The 15,733-nt window shown below is 48.5% G+C and carries 15 protein-coding genes; all 15 read left to right on the forward strand.

The window, feature by feature from the left end; translation table 11 throughout:
* Positions 1-72 precede the first annotated feature (72 nt).
* Positions 73-1,842: a ComEC/Rec2 family competence protein gene (locus tag DHU66_RS09745; RefSeq protein WP_167836359.1), complete on the forward strand. Its 1,770-nt coding sequence runs from the start codon at positions 73-75 to the stop codon at positions 1,840-1,842.
* Positions 1,835-2,845 (forward strand): DNA polymerase III subunit delta, encoded by a 1,011-nt coding sequence (gene holA / locus DHU66_RS09750; protein WP_108775765.1) that lies wholly within the window; start codon positions 1,835-1,837, stop codon positions 2,843-2,845. Before DHU66_RS09745 ends, holA begins: the two co-directional genes overlap by 8 nt.
* The gene (locus DHU66_RS09755) at positions 2,838-3,329 is read left to right on the forward strand and encodes a DNA-deoxyinosine glycosylase (RefSeq protein WP_108775766.1); all 492 of its coding nucleotides are present in this window, start codon (positions 2,838-2,840) and stop codon (positions 3,327-3,329) included. Before holA ends, DHU66_RS09755 begins: the two co-directional genes overlap by 8 nt.
* The gene (locus tag DHU66_RS09760; protein ID WP_167836360.1) at positions 3,316-5,493 is read left to right on the forward strand and encodes a peptidase U32 family protein; all 2,178 of its coding nucleotides are present in this window, start codon (positions 3,316-3,318) and stop codon (positions 5,491-5,493) included. The genes DHU66_RS09755 and DHU66_RS09760 overlap by 14 nt, the downstream gene beginning before the upstream one ends.
* The gene (mscL, locus tag DHU66_RS09765; RefSeq protein ID WP_108775768.1) at positions 5,468-5,866 is read left to right on the forward strand and encodes a large conductance mechanosensitive channel protein MscL; all 399 of its coding nucleotides are present in this window, start codon (positions 5,468-5,470) and stop codon (positions 5,864-5,866) included. The genes DHU66_RS09760 and mscL overlap by 26 nt, the downstream gene beginning before the upstream one ends.
* Positions 5,867-5,957: 91 nt before the next feature.
* Positions 5,958-8,903, forward strand: coding sequence for an AAA family ATPase (locus DHU66_RS09770; protein WP_108775769.1), 2,946 nt, complete (start codon positions 5,958-5,960; stop codon positions 8,901-8,903).
* Positions 8,900-9,871: a signal recognition particle-docking protein FtsY gene (gene ftsY, locus DHU66_RS09775; RefSeq protein WP_108775770.1), complete on the forward strand. Its 972-nt coding sequence runs from the start codon at positions 8,900-8,902 to the stop codon at positions 9,869-9,871. The genes DHU66_RS09770 and ftsY overlap by 4 nt, the downstream gene beginning before the upstream one ends.
* Positions 9,861-10,196 carry a YlxM family DNA-binding protein gene (gene ylxM, locus DHU66_RS09780; protein ID WP_108775771.1) on the forward strand — a complete coding sequence of 112 codons (336 nt, stop codon included), beginning with the start codon at positions 9,861-9,863 and terminating at the stop codon, positions 10,194-10,196. The genes ftsY and ylxM overlap by 11 nt, the downstream gene beginning before the upstream one ends.
* Positions 10,189-11,385, forward strand: a complete 1,197-nt coding sequence (locus DHU66_RS09785) for an acetate kinase (RefSeq protein WP_108775772.1) — start codon at positions 10,189-10,191, stop codon at positions 11,383-11,385. Before ylxM ends, DHU66_RS09785 begins: the two co-directional genes overlap by 8 nt.
* A gap of 1 nt (position 11,386) precedes the next feature.
* Positions 11,387-12,343 (forward strand): DHH family phosphoesterase, encoded by a 957-nt coding sequence (locus tag DHU66_RS09790; RefSeq protein WP_108775773.1) that lies wholly within the window; start codon positions 11,387-11,389, stop codon positions 12,341-12,343.
* 185 nt (positions 12,344-12,528) lie between these two features.
* Positions 12,529-12,708 carry a hypothetical protein gene (locus tag DHU66_RS09795; RefSeq protein WP_108775774.1) on the forward strand — a complete coding sequence of 60 codons (180 nt, stop codon included), beginning with the start codon at positions 12,529-12,531 and terminating at the stop codon, positions 12,706-12,708.
* Between the two features lie 155 nt (positions 12,709-12,863).
* Positions 12,864-12,992, forward strand: a complete 129-nt coding sequence (locus DHU66_RS12555; RefSeq protein ID WP_280952641.1) for a hypothetical protein — start codon at positions 12,864-12,866, stop codon at positions 12,990-12,992.
* A gap of 325 nt (positions 12,993-13,317) precedes the next feature.
* Positions 13,318-13,827: a pyridoxamine 5'-phosphate oxidase family protein gene (locus tag DHU66_RS09800; RefSeq protein ID WP_108775775.1), complete on the forward strand. Its 510-nt coding sequence runs from the start codon at positions 13,318-13,320 to the stop codon at positions 13,825-13,827.
* Positions 13,828-13,838: 11 nt separating this feature from the next.
* On the forward strand, positions 13,839-15,176 hold the full coding sequence (locus DHU66_RS09805; protein WP_108775776.1) for an aldehyde dehydrogenase family protein: 1,338 nt from the start codon (positions 13,839-13,841) through the stop codon (positions 15,174-15,176).
* Positions 15,177-15,419: 243 nt separating this feature from the next.
* Positions 15,420-15,665, forward strand: coding sequence for a hypothetical protein (locus tag DHU66_RS09810; protein ID WP_108775777.1), 246 nt, complete (start codon positions 15,420-15,422; stop codon positions 15,663-15,665).
* The last annotated feature ends 68 nt before the right edge of the window (positions 15,666-15,733 follow it).

Raw genomic sequence — 15,733 nt, forward strand, 5'->3', positions numbered from 1 at the left:
TATCTTTTCCTTGTCCTGCTTTGTGCATATTGGTTTTTACGAAACAGAGATTACTCGTTTGTACTTGCCGGCATGATTCTTCTATGCACCATGATTCCCATCTATTCATCATCCATGCCATCGTTTTCTCAAGGCAGGGTAGTTTCTGTTTCTTCAGGCTATGGCATCATCCAGAACGGCAGAGAACGCATTGTACTGTACAGCCAGGAAGAACTGCCGTTTGATGCCGTGGTTTCCTTTACGGGTGAATACAAGGAGCTTGTCTCTTCACCAGCGTTTTACCGCAGTGATTTTGCCAAAACCATGCAGGCAAAAGGAATTCATTATTCTTTGTCCTGTAAAGATTTCCAGATCCTCACTCAGTATCCATCTTTCCGCCGCTTTCTGCAGAAACAGTGTGCTGCCATTGAAGATCCTGTAATCTCTGCCTTTGCCAGGAAAGTACTGCTTGGCATATCTGACAAAGAGCAGGACAGCTATCTTTTTCGGCATGGCTTTTCTTTAACCGGTCTGCTTGCTTTCTGCAATCTCATCCTGAAATATATCCTGGATCAAAAACAAAGAGAGAAGGTGCTTCTAAGCATTGGCGGTTTACTGTTTCTGCTGTATGGCTTTCCGCTTGTGCTTGCCCAGTATCTGCTTGTCCATCTTTTCAAACGATCCAGTATGCGCAAGGATCAGGCACTTGGCCTGAGCTTTCTGATCCTGCTGTTTGTTTACCCGGAAAGCTGCATCTCTGTCTCGTTTCTGATTCCGGCTGCGTTCCGTCTCTGCTTCCATTTCTATCCGCGCAGAAAATCTGTTTCTTTACTGACATCTTTGTTGCTGCAGGGATGGTTCTTTCATGGCATGGATCCCATTGTTTCCCTGGTCTATCTGTTTGTCAGGCCATTGCTTGGCTTTGTCTATGTTCTGTGCTTTCTGTATGTATTTGTCCAGTCTTCTTTTCCTGCTTTGCTGGTAATCCATATTGACCGCTTTTTATCTTTGTTTTCGCTGTTTCATCTGCCGGGATCGATCCTTGGCTTTGGCCTGTTTTTCTATGTCCTGATGGCAGTATGCATGATGCATCTCAAACATGCCTCCCTCTGGCTGCTCGGTTCTTTATTGCTGTTTCAGCTGACTGGCCTGTTTCATCCATTTGCGTCTGTTTCGTTTATCAATGTCGGCCAGGGCGATGCCATTTTGATCAAAGGACCGTTACGCTCGTTCAGTATTCTTGTCGATACAGGCAAGCCAGAGCAGTGGCGTACATTGTCGGCGTTTCTGGAAGGAGAGGGGATACGGAAACTGGATGGTTTGATCATTACCCATGGTGACAACGACCATTCCGGCAATATAGATTCTGTCATTGCAAAGTATCAGCCGGATACGGTATTGACTTCACATGTGAAAAGCATATGTGCCGGAAAGCTGTGTCTGTATGATCTTAATGATCTTGAAACAGAGGATGAAAATGAGAGCTCTCTCTGCATGTATTTCCAGATCAACGGGCTGAGGTATCTTCTGACAGGTGATATCAATGCCAATGCAGAGGAACGCATTGCCCGCCGCTATGGGCAGCTGAAAGTGGATGTATTGAAGCTGAGCCATCATGGCTCTGCCACTGGTTCCAGTGCCATCTTTCTTGACACCGTGCAGCCTTCTCTGGCTGTGGTCTCAGCCGGTGCCTACTCTTTGTACCACCATCCATCCCAGGAAGTTCTGCAGCGTCTTTTGCAAAGGCACATTGCCTGGTTCAATACCAGAGAGGAAGGAGATATTCAGATCCAGGCCATCGGCCCATGGAATTGTGTGCTGACGGCTGGTGACAGGATTGGTATAATACGGACTGATGAGTGAATATGCAGTATATGGTAAAAATGAATACCGGGAAACGGTCCAGATCCAGCGGATTCTGAAGGAAGAGCGCGTAGAAAAGGCGCAGGTTGTAGAGATCGATGCTTCCAATGCTTCACAGTTTCGCATGGAGGATGCTTTGACCCAGTGCAATATGATGACATTGTTTTCTGATGAAGGCCGCAGAGCAGTGATTTTGAAAAACCCATATTTTCTGAAAAGCTCTGACAAAACAAAGGTAGATGGCAAAACCAAGGACACAAAGCGGGAACGCATGCTCTCTCTTTTGGCCGAATATCTTGCCCATCCCAATCCCGATACGGCATTGATCTTTGATTTGCAGGGAAATGATCTTGATACCCGCCGCAAAGAGACAAAACTGCTGGAGAAATACCATGTGAAGATGATTGCCTGCAATCTGATCAAGCCATGGGAATTTCCTGACCATATTGCAGAGCTGTTAAAGCAGGGCGGCTTCGTGCTGACACCAAAGGCCAGAGCAGAGTTTGACCTGCGGGTAGGTACGGATGAATTCCAGCTGCATCATGCGATTGAGAAACTTTCTCTGTATGGAGAAAAAAACTACGATGAAGATACGATCCGCCAGCTGATTCCGGAAAATGCCAATCTGGATATGTGGCAGCTTGGCAATGCCTTTATGAAAGGGGATATGGCCGGGGTTGTACGGGCCAAGGAACAGATGTTCGCCAAAGGCATGGATGTCAATGCCATGATTCCTTTGCTTGCCAGCCAGCTGCGGCGTGCCTATGATATAGCTGCTTTGCGGGATCTTGGCTATGACGCTGCCCGGATTGCCATCCGCCTGCATGCCAAGGAAAGCGGCATCCGCATGACGCTGAAGAACATTTCAAACCGCTCGGCCAGAACACTCTTGCATCTGGAAAGTGAGCTTGCCAGTGTGGAACAGGGCATCAAAGCCGGGACACTTGTACCCAAAGATGCCTTTGAGACATATCTTCTCAAATACGGAGGCAGACATGGCTGAGACACAGAAAGTTGTCCATCCCTTTGCCCCAATTGTTGATGCCAACAGCAGGGTATTGATTCTTGGCTCGTTTCCTTCCGTGATTTCCAGACAGCAGTCTTTTTACTATGCCAATCCGCATAACCGCTTCTGGCCGGTGCTGTTTGCGTTGTTTGAAGAACAGCCTTGTGAGCGCACAGAGTTCTGCCACCGGCATCATATCGCCTTATGGGATGTAATCCACAGCTGCACGATTACCGGTTCTTCAGATGCCTCGATCAAAGATGTCAAAGTCAATGATATTAACGGCCTGCTGAAAGACAGTGAGGTCCGCGCTGTATTTACCACGGGTACAAGGGCATCTTCTTTGTATGAAAAGTACATTGACTGTAAGCTTGTGCATATTGCATTGCCAAGTACGTCCAGTGCCAATGCAAGAATGAAGATGGATGATCTTTTGAATGCCTACAGGATCATCAGGGAGTATTGCGATGAAAAAGATTGAACTGCTGGCTCCGGCCGGCAATATGGAAAGCCTGAAGGCTGCCGTGCAGGCAGGCTGTGATGCCGTCTATCTAGGCATGACAAACTATTCTGCCCGTGCCTTTGCCGGAAATTTTGACAGGGAGCAGCTTGTGGAAGCGGTGCACTATTGCCATGTGCGCAATGTGCGTGTCTATGTGACGATGAACACGATGCTGTATGAAACCGAGATCGAGCGGGCTAAAGAAACTGTCGATTTCCTGTATCACAGCGACGTCGATGCACTGTTAATCCAGGACCTTGGCCTGTTCCATCTTGTCCATACCATGTATCCTGACTTTGAGATTCACTGCTCCACCCAGATGCATATTCATAATCTGGCTGGTGTACAGGTGATGAAAAACGAAGGCGCATCCCGGGTTGTCATGGCAAGGGAATCCCCAATTGAACTGATTGAGAAGGCATGCCAGATGGGCATTGATATTGAAGTGTTTGTCTATGGTGCCATCTGTATCTCTTATTCCGGTCAGTGCCTGTTTTCTGCATCGATGAAAAACCGCAGTGCCAACCGCGGCATGTGTGCCCAGTGCTGCCGGCTGAAATACTTCCCGGATGGCACCCATCACTTCCAGGAAGGTGACTATATCCTTTCCCCGCGTGATCTCAATGTCATCGATGAAATCCCCCAGCTGATCAAAGCGGGTGTTGCTTCCCTGAAGATTGAAGGCCGCATGAAGCGCCCTGAATACGTGTATCTTGTCATCAGGACATTCCGGGAAGCCATTGATGCCTGCCAGCAGGGCAGAGAATATCATGTTTCAAGAAAGAGACAGGAAGAACTGCTGGAAATGTTCAACCGCGGCTTTTCCAAAGGACATCTGTTCCATGATGATGTCAAAGAACGCATGAGCCAGTACCGCCCGAATCACCGCGGCATCCAGATCGGCACCGTCGAATCCTTTAACCATGGCGAAGTTACGGTAAAGCTGTCTGCACCGCTCCATCAGCATGACGGCCTGCGCATCCTGCATACACCTGCCGACATTGGCCTGACCGCAGTCAAAATCTTCCGCAAAGGAAAACTTGTCAGCTCTGCTGACAAAGGAGACATTGTCTCGCTGCCACTGCATGGCAAAGACAGACCAAAGCCCGGTGAGCCTCTGCAGAAGACTAGTGATACGGTTCTGCTGGCAGAGATTGATGAAGAAATTGCCCATAACAGCCGCAAGGTTCCTCTTTCTGCAGAGTATCATGCCATGCCTGGTGAACCGATGAAACTATGCTTGAAAGATGCGGATAGTCATGAAGTAACGGTCGAGACGGATACGGCCCTGGAAATGGCAAAGAAGGCACCGATGCAGAAAGCACAGATCGAGAGCTCTCTTGCTAAAACCGGTGATACCTGCTTTGTGATCGATTCCTTCAGTGGTGAGGCAGGCAATGTGTTTATTGCGGTATCACAGCTCAATGCCTTGCGGCGAAATGCACTTGCCAAGATGGAAGCAGCGCGTGCCGTCCTGCACAAGCGCACGCAGGCAAGACCGTACGATTTCCATCTGGATCCCTCACCGGCACCAAAGCAGCGCATCCTGATTGAAGAAGATGATTTTGCCAGAGAGAGTAAACCATACGATGATGCCTGCTTCATCACCCAGGGCCATGGCCTGACACCGGTCATCAACCAGGAACAGATGCCTGGCGGTTTCCTTGCCGATACCGTCATTTCCCAGATGGGGGATTTCTCCTGTGAGATGAAAGACTGCATTGCCGGCATGACACTGAATCTTGCCAACAGCTATGCACTTGCCTTTGTATTGTCGCATCCTGGCATTGTGGGGGCAGTGTTCTCCAGTGAATGCTCCAATGAACAGATTCATCAGACACTGACTGCCTTTGCATCGCGCTATGGCTTTGTGCCATATACGTATGCACTTGTTTATGGCCGCCGTGTATTGATGCATATCAAAGACCGCTTTACATCTGAAAAAATCACATCGATGCAGGATTTGCATGGCTCTGTGTATCCGGTGCGCTATAATGGTTCCAGCACAGAAATCGTGGAAAATGAGCCGGTTCACCGTGCCAATCCATACTGCTATGGCAGCTATGTGATTCTGGATGAATGGACAAAGGATCCATCGTCTGTACAGGAGGAAGTCAATGAAGAAATTTTGGGAAGAATTTAAGGCTTTTGCATTAAAGGGAAATGTCATGGATATGGCCATTGGTGTCATCATGGCATCTGCATTCGGCACTGTTGTATCATCTCTGACTGACAACATCATCAATCCGATCATCGGTCTGCTGTTCCAGCTGGATTTCAGCAATGTTGTCATTCACATGGGAAGTGTGGATCTCAAGATCGGTGCCTTCATTTCATCCGTCATCAATTTCCTGTTGATGGCACTGGTGCTGTTCATCATGGTCAAAGCCGTCAACAAAGCTGTCAACCTGCATCCCAAGAAGGAAGAAGAACCGGCAGCACCTGCCAAGAGCCCGGAACTGCTTGAATTGGAAAAGATTACAGCTCTGCTGGAAAAGCAGAACGAAAACAAGTAAGCTTTTGGCTTTTCGCAATCTGAAAATGGACTGTTCTCCTGTGAGAGAGCAGTCTTTTTGCTATAATAGCAAAGCGTTTAAGGAGAAATAAATGTTTCTGAAACAAATCCAAATGCAGGGATTCAAGTCCTTTGCCGACAGGACGGTCATCAACTTCTCTGACCCGATTACCGGCATCGTGGGTCCCAACGGCTGCGGAAAGTCAAATATATCAGATGCGGTGCGCTGGGTGCTTGGTGAGCAGAGTGCCAAAAGCATGCGCGGCGACAAGATGAATGATGTCATTTTCGCCGGCAGTGCCGACCGGCGTAAACTCAACATGGCAGAAGTCACCCTCATCTTTGACAATACCAGCCGGGTACTCAACATGGATCAGGATGAAATTGAAGTCACCAGAAGACTTTACCGTGACTCCGGTGATGCTGCATACCTCATCAATAACCAGAATGTCCGCCTCAAGGATGTCGTTGACCTGTTCCTTGACACAGGTCTTGGCCGTGATTCTTTAAGCATCATTTCACAGGGCAACGTTGTCAGCTTTGCCCAGGCCAAGCCGACAGAGCGCCGCGGCGTGTTTGAAGAAGCCGCCGGTGTCTCCAAATACAAAAAAAGAAGAATGGAATCACTGTCCCGCCTGGAGCGCACCAAGGACAATCTCGACCGTTCCACTGACATCCTCAATGAGCTGGAAAAACAGGTCTCCCCATTAAAGCGGCAGGCACATAAAGCTGAAATCTACCGGCAGAAGAAAGCACGTCTGGAAGAGATTGAAATCTCTGTGCTTGTCTCGGAGATTGATGAGATCAATGCCGGCATTGAATCTGCCCGCAAGACATTATTTGATATTGATGCAAAGACGACGATGCTGCAGACAAATATCCAGGTTGCAGAAAACCAGATCCAGCAGGACCGCTCAGCTGCTTCCAGGCTGGATCAGGAAGTCAACAGCATGCAGGAAGAGCTCATGTCTTTGCTCAACAGCATTCAGGCTTTGGAAGCACGGCGTACAGAGCTGGATGAAAAGGCCAAGTACCTGATTGAAAGCGGCAATACCCAGCAGAAGATTGAACAGACGCGGCAGCTGCTTTCGGCGGCCAAAGCGGAATATGAAGACCGTAAGGCACGTGTGGATGCTTTGCACAATGAGATATCACTGTTGCGTGAAAAGCTGACTCTGGCAGCCACAAAGATTGCGGATACAAGCGGTGCCTATGAAGCAGCCCAGGGTATGCTACGGTCATTGGAAAACCGGCATAACGTCATTGAACAATTGATGCGCAATCCTTTCAATAACCAGGCCGGCATCCGTTCCATCATGGATCACCAGCATGATCTGCGCGGCATTCTTGGTGTCATCGGGCAGGTGCTCAAAGCCAAAAGCGGCTATGAAGAAGCGATCTCCACAGCCCTTGGCGGTGCCTTGAACAACATCGTTACGGCTGATGATGCCTGTGCCAGAGAAGCCATCCGCTTTCTGACCAGAAACCAGAGCGGCCGGGCAACCTTCCTGCCTATTACGGTATGCACACCGCGCTATGTCTCACGTGATGCACAGATCATCTGCAACAACACCAAAGGCTACCTTGGCAATGCCAGTGCCTTTGTCGAATGTGATGCCCGCTTTGATCCGATCGTTGCCTCACTGCTCAATAACGTCCTTGTATGTGACACGATGGAATCCGGCAATAATCTGTCTGCGTTAACCAACCGCCAGTACAAGATCGTTACGCTGGATGGTGAAGTCATCCACCGCGGCGGATCCATGACCGGCGGCAAGACACGCCACAATGCCAACATCATGACGATGCAGAAAGAGGCCAATCAGATTCAGCACTCACTCGATGCGCAGAGGGCCAGAGCCCAGCTGGCAAAGAAGGCGCTGGATGAAGCCAATACGCAAAGAGAACAGATCGGCCGCCAGCTGCGTGAAAAGCAGATTGCCCTGGCAGGTTTGGAACCGGTGCTGGATGCCAAGCAGGCAAAGTATGAAAAGCTGCGCAATGAAATGGCACTGCTTTCTCCCCGGCAGGATGAGACTTCTGAAACAAAGCCTGAGGATGATCTGATTGCCAGATTGAATCAGGCTTACCAGCGGCGGGATACGCTGACCGGCATGATCAAGACCAAACGGGAAGAGCGCATGTCAATCGGGCAGAATGCAGACCGCAGAGAGAACCAGCTGCGCCAGATGCGCAAAGATTTATCGACGGCACAGGCAAGTGCCAGTGCGATAAAGGTTGATCAGGGCAAGCTGGAAACAAAACTGGAAGCCAATCTTTCAAGACTTGTGTCTGAGTATCAATTGACTTATGAATCGGCTTCCCAGCGCAAAGAGGAAGCGGAGATTGAGGATCTGGTGAAGGCACGTGAGGAAGTTGCACAGCTGCGTTCTGAGATTCAGCGGCTTGGCAATGTCAATATGAATGCACCGGAAGAATATGCCGAGGTCAACCAGCGCTATGAAACCATGAAGAAGCAGATTGAAGATCTGACAGCTTCCCGTGACAAGATTCTGGCTGCCATTGATGAGATGGATGAAGTCATGAAGAAACAGTTCCGGGAAACCTTTGATCAGATCAATCTGGCTTTCAATGATATCTTTGTCTCTCTCTATGGCGGCGGCAAGGCCAACCTGTATCTGCTGGATCCCGATGACATTCTCAATACCGGCATTGATATCGATGCCCAGCCGCCGGGCAAGGCAGTCCAGAACAACATGCTGTTCTCCGGCGGTGAAAAGAGTCTGATTGCACTGTGCGTGCTGTTTGCCATCCTGAAGGTCAAACCGGTTCCGCTGGTCATCCTGGATGAGGTGGAAGCAGCCCTGGATCCGGGCAACGTGGAGCGTTTTGCCCAGTATCTGCACCGCTATACAGACAAGACACAGTTCATTGTTGTCACGCACAGAGTCGGCACCATGGAAAACTGTGATGTGCTGTATGGCGTCACCATGCAGCATCAGGGTGTTTCCCAGATGCTGAAAGTCACACTCAAAGATGCGGTATCATTAGCCGATACAAGCAAGGAGGCTGTATGAGTTTTTTCTCAAAACTGAAAGAAAAATTTGCCGGCAAACAGGATAAAGCCGTCTATCTCAGCGGCTTTGAAAAGTCCAAGAACACATTCTCGGATGCCCTCAACCAGATGGGATCCAGCTTCCATGGCGTCGATGATGACTTCCTGGAACAGCTGACCATTGTCTTATTGGAAAGTGATGTCGGCATTGAACTGGCTGATCTGATCTGTGAGCGGCTGAAGAAGAAATGCGATGAATATCCCGGTATCACATTCCACTGGGCCATGAACTTCCTTCTGGAAATCATGAAAGAAATCTATGATGAAATCCCGGATGCACCGATTGTCTTTAATGACAATGGTCCTACGGTGATTCTTCTTGAAGGTGTCAATGGTTCTGGCAAGACAACAACGGCTGCCAAGCTGGCCAGCATGTATACTGACCAGGGCAAGAAGGTTGCTCTTGTAGCAGCGGATACGTTCCGGGCTGGTGCCATTGATCAGCTGGCGGAATGGGGTGAGCGGCTGAACTGCCCGGTCATCAAGGGCAGAGAGAATGGGGATCCCAGTGCTGCTATCGTCGATGGCTGCCGCTTTGCCAAGGAAAAGGGTGCTGACATTCTGCTTTGCGATACGGCTGGCAGACTGCAGAACAAGGCAAACCTGATGCAGGAACTTGCCAAAATGAACCGTGTGTCTTCCAGAGAGATCGAAGGGGCCCCGCATGATACATGGCTGGTTCTGGATGCGACAACCGGCCAGAACGGTCTGACCCAGGCACAGGTGTTTGCCGAAAGCACCAAGCTGACCGGCATTATCCTGTCCAAGATGGATGGCACTGCCAAGGGCGGCATCATCCTGGCCATCAAGTACAAACTGCATCTGCCGGTGTACTTCATTGGTCTTGGTGAACATCCTGAAGACCTGCGTCCATTTGATCTGGACAGCTATCTCTACAGTATTTCCGAAGGTCTCAAAGATGTCCAGTGAGCGTGAAACGTACAACCGTCTGTATGACTTCTATGGTGTCCTGCTGACCAACCGGCAGCAGAATATCTTCACACTGTATTACCAGGAAGATCTTTCACTGATGGAGATTGCTGAGAATGAAGGCATCTCGCGGGCAGCGGTGAGTGATACGCTGCGCCACTGCCGTGATGAGCTCAATGGCTATGAAGATCAACTGCATCTTCTTTCCTCTTTTGAGAAAAGAATGCAATACTATGAACAGATTCGTAAACTCTCGTCCAAAGAGGTAAGCAAGCTTCTGGACGCATGTATTAATACTGAAATCGAAGGAGGAAAAAATGAGTAAGATTATTTCAGTCAATTCCGGCTCCTCATCTTTAAAGTTCCAACTGTATGAAATGCCGCAGGAAAAGGTACTGTGCTCTGGCCAGGCAGAACGCATCGGCCAGCAGCTTGGTACGTTTACCATCAAGTACAATGGTGAAAAGAAAGTCACCAACATGCCGATTCCGGACCACAAGACCGCTGTCCAGAAACTGCTGTCTTCTCTGACAGAATGCGGCATCATCAAATCTCTGGATGAGATTGACGCAGCCGGACACCGCATTGTCCAGGGCGGCCCGTATTTCGGCAAGTCTGTGATCGTCGATCAGGATGTTGTCGACAAGGTACAGGAACTGGCAGAGCTGGCTCCGCTGCACAACCCGGCCCATCTTGTCTGCTATGAAGCATTCAAGGAAGCACTGCCGAAGATCGGCCATGTCTTTGTCTTTGATACTGCGTTCCATCAGACCATGGGACCAGAATCTTATCTTTTCCCGGTGCCTTACAACTGGTACAAGGAATACAAGATCAGAAGATACGGTGCTCACGGCACATCTCACAAATATGTCAACAGACGTGCTGCCGAACTGATGAACAAGGACTATCACAAGCTGAACATGATTACCTGTCATCTTGGCAATGGTGCTTCCATCACCGCCATCCGCAATGGCATGGTGATCAATACATCCATGGGTCTGACACCGCTGGGCGGCATCATGATGGGCACCAGATGCGGTGATATTGATCCTACGGTTGTCTTCTATATGATGAAGAAGCTGAATCTGACTCCGGATCAGATGGATGTTATCCTGAACAAGGAAAGCGGCATGCTTGGCGTTTCCGGCATTTCCTCTGATGCAAGAGATATCCAGAATGCTGTAAACAAAGGTGATGAAAGAGCAATTCTTACTGTCAATCTGTATGCCAACAGAGCCATCAATGTCATTGGAGGCTACTTCATGCAGTTAGGCCACTGCGATGCCATGGTATTTACTGCCGGACTTGGAGAAAATGACTGGCACACAAGAGAGAGAATCCTGAAGGGACTGGAAGAGGGTATGCATCTGGATATCGACTACGACCTCAACATGCAGGCTGTAGGAAAGGAATGCTGCATCTCCAGACCGGATTCTGCTGTGCAGGTATGGGTCATCCCGACAGATGAGGAGCTCATGATTGCCAGGGATACTGCAGCACTGCTGCACCTTTGATATGCACTTCGATTTTCAGAATCTGCGGTCTGTCATTGCGGACAGTCCCATCATCACCGTCTTCCGCCATGAGCACCCGGACTGTGATGCCATGGGATCACAGAGTGCCCTGGTGACCTGGCTCAAAGAAAACTTCCCGGACAAGAAAGTCTATGCCTTGGGCTATGAGACATGCGACCAGGCGCCATTCCCGGCCAGTGACCGTGTCAATGATGATACGATTGCAAAGTCCACGGCCATTGTCCTGGATACGGCCAATCAGGACCGTGTCGATGACAAGCGTTTCAAGGATGCCCGCTTCCTGATCAAGATTGACCACCATCCCAACCGGGAACCCTTTGGCAATCTGTGCCTGGTGTTTGATCAGGCAGCCGCAACCTGTGAGATCCTGACTGCCTTCTTTGAACAGAACAGTGATCTGTTGATCTCCGGAAAGACAGCCAGATATCTGTATGAAGGCTTACTGACGGATACGCTTTGTTTCAGAACAAGCAATACGACTGCTCACACGCTGCATACAGCCAGCTTTCTGGCATCGTTCCAACTGGATATTCCAAGCCTCAACAGAATGCTGTTCGATACGGATCTGGAAGGGTTCCGGTTTGCAACGTATCTGCGTTCCAGAGTGCAGCTGATTGATGGGCATCTGGCCTATGTGATTCTGCGCCGCAAGGATTTGCAGGAGTGGCACCTTTCCGCATCAAGTGCAAGAAACCGGATTGATGAACTCGGCCATGTCAAGGAATTTGCCGTATGGGCACTGTTTACCCAGCATGATGACGGCCAGGAACTGTTTGACGGGTCATTGCGCTCCAAGACCGTGACGATCAATGACATAGCCGAGAAGTATCACGGCGGCGGTCATAAAAATGCTTCTGGCGTCAAGAATCTCAGCGAAGCAGATATCAATCAGATCCTGCAGGATCTGGATGCACGCATCCAGGAAGAGCATCACTGAAAACAATTTCGGATGTAAGTAAGCGGACAGGCAGAATACCTGTCCGCTTTCATGCGTTTCTTCTCTGAAACCTTGTAAAATCCTTTGATTCTGCCATCATTCTTTCAATAAATCTTTCCAAAGATTCATCTTCCGTTTCCTGTTTACATGATTAATACTGATGATGAAAGGGGAGGTATAGAAACATGATGACCGAACTTAATCGCAATCTTCCGAAGGATCATTTTGATGCAAACATGCTCGGTGCCTTCAGTACTTCGGATGAACCGCACCGCCTGATCAAGGACGACAAGGTAGAATTCCGCTGGCTGCGGCGCAAAGAGACAAACGATGTGCTGCTGTCCATGGCACCATTCATGCATTAAGAAACAGGAGTAATCATACTCCTTTTCTTTATGCGTACACCCGACATGGGTGATAACGCGAGGGTGAAAGTGCCTTGCGCATGTATAGCGGCATGATTCAAAGCGCTAGCCAAAGGCAACGTGGACATCGTGAGGTGTCAACGGAAGGATGCCGGATGAAGGAACATACTAACCGTGTGGCAAAATCCCGGGGCGACACACAGAAACCGGATATAAGGCTGTCAGCCTGGACGATCTTCCACAACAAAGAGAAGTCCAAGCTGCTGAATATGGCGAAGCAGTAAATCCGGAGGCTGGATGGGAGGAAAGTTATCACGCCTTCTTCGGGGAGGTCTCATCGACGAAAGCCGAGGTGAAGAACATCATGCAGGTAAGTAGCAGTAACAACGAACGATGAGAAGCCCATGCATTCATGAAGATTCACCTACCATGAGTACAGAAGAGCCAAGATTTCTTAGGCTTGAATTATTATTCAATCATATAAGCTTCACATAGATGGTAAAAAAATAATCATTCCATTTGATAATTTGAATGATATCATCTGAATGTCAGAAAAATATGTAGCAGGAAATACATTCAAAGATTATCAGACAATTTAGGAGGCACATAATGACTAACGATCAGTATAACGCTGCTTCATCCTTCTGGATCAAGAAGGATGCTGAATCAAAACATATGGATGATCAGGAACTGTATCAACGAATTGATCATTTTCTGTCTGCGCATAAGGTGCTTGCATTAGCTTGTGGTGATGCTTCCTTTATCCGTTGTACTCCACTGGAATATACATGGCATGATGGTGCTTTATGGATCTTTAGTGAAGGTGGATTAAAGTTTCGTGCTTTGCAGAATCATCTTCATGTTTCTGCAGCAGTGTTTGAAAGCAACATGTCGTTTGGTTCTCTGTTATCTTGTCAGATTCAAGGAAATGCAGAGATTGTGGATCTGTATAGCAGGGAGTATATTGCGGAAGCTTCTTTCCGTCATATTCCTGCTGAAATGCTGCAGAAGCTGCCTTCGCCTATGTGGCTGATACGAATTGTTCCTGATGAGATGACCTTGCTTGATTCTTCACTGAAGAAAGAAGGATATGGGTCACGACAGACCTGGAAAAGATAAGAGATATTTGTATGTTAGGACGCAACTCTTGCAGCATCGTGGCCAAAGGCACCACAGCCCCATGCACCGGTACATTTTGCAAAGACAATTCCGATGCTGACATCATTGATGCCAACACAGAACTGCTTGCCAGAGTTGAGACAATGGATAACGGCAAGCCGATCCGTGAGACGATGGCAGTAGACATTCCGTTATCTGCCAAGCACTTCCGTTACTTTGCAAGTGCAGTCAGAACCCAGAAGGGATCTGCAACCGTATTGGATGGCGGCATGCTCTCCATTGAGCTGCGTGAGCCGATTGGTGTTGTCGGACAGATTGTGCCCTGGAACTTCCCATTCCTGATGGCAGCCTGGAAGCTGGCACCGGTATTGGCTGCTGGTGACTGCACTGTCTTCAAGACATCGTCTTCCACACCGTTATCCGTCAATGTCCTGATGGATCTGATCAAGGATGTTGTCCCGGCTGGTGTCATCAATGTCATCTCCGGCAAGGGCAGCAAGGCTGGTCAGTACCTGCTGGATCATCCGGATCTCAGAAAGCTTGCCTTCACAGGTTCTACCGAAGTTGGCTACAGCGTTGCCAAGGCAGCCGCTGACAAGCTCATTCCGGCAACCCTGGAACTGGGCGGCAAGAGTGCCAACATCTTCTTCGATGACATGAACTGGGATCAGGCACTCGATGGCGCAATGCTTGGCATTCTGTTCAACCAGGGCCAGGTATGCTGCGCAGGATCCAGAATCTTCGTTCAGGATACCATCTATGACAAGTTCGTCGCTGCCCTGGCTGATCAGTTCAGCAAGGTAAAGCAGGGTGATCCTCTCGATCCGGAAACACAGATCGGTTCTCAGATCAACGCCGGCCAGGTCAAGAAGATTCTCTCCTACATTGACATTGCCAAGGAAGAAGGGGCAGTCATTGCTGCAGGCGGCGTCAAGAACAACGACGGCGATCTTGCCAAGGGTAACTTCGTTAAGCCTACGCTGATTACCAATGTCACCAATGACATGCGTGTTGCCAGAGAAGAAATCTTCGGACCGGTGGCTGTTGTCATTAAGTTCCATGATGAAGACGAAGTCATTGCGATGGCAAATGACAGTGAATACGGCCTTGGCGGCGGTGTCTTCACAAAGGATATCACCAAGGCACTCAGAGTTTCCCGCAAGGTAGAAACCGGCAGAATGTGGGTCAATACCTACAACCAGATTCCGGAAGGTGCACCATTCGGCGGTGTCAAGAAGTCCGGTATCGGCAGAGAGACAGATCTTGCCATCCTCGATGCTTACACAGCCAAGAAGAACATCATGATCAATCTCTCTGATGCGCCATCCGGATTCTTCCCGACAAAGTAACACATTAACTTATTAACTAACTTCATGACTCGTTCATAAATATCTCTTATCCCATTGAAAGCAGCTTCTGCATGGCCAGCCAACTGGCAGCAGGGGCTGTTTTCGTTTGCATGCAATAAAGACTAAGTTGTTTTCAGGTTATCAAAAGTAAGAATAGATTCTGTGCCTGACAGGAAAGCTGTGGGATAATTAAGGCATAGAGATGCGATCATCAACTTTCTAAAAGAAATGAGGTTAATTCTGATGAAACATGAAAATGATTTAATTGATTTGTTTGTAAAATGCAAAGATGTAGAAACGAAAAAAAAGGTATTAGAAGCTATAAAAAAATATGCAAAATGGGAAAATTATACTTCTGTTGCACTGAGAGGTTGGAGTTCTTTAAATAGAGAGCAACTAGAAAATGTACTTTATGATGAAAATAACTTTTCAAAAAATGAAGTACAAGTCATTAACGCAAATTTGGGATTGTTTAGGATAAGTTTATGATTAGGATTTGAATGATTCACATCATTGCATGCAATAAGTAAAACCAGCAGATATCTGATGATATCCGC

Source organism: Lactimicrobium massiliense (assembly GCF_900343155.1).
Lineage (GTDB): Bacteria > Bacillota_I > Bacilli_A > Erysipelotrichales > Erysipelotrichaceae > Bulleidia > Bulleidia massiliensis.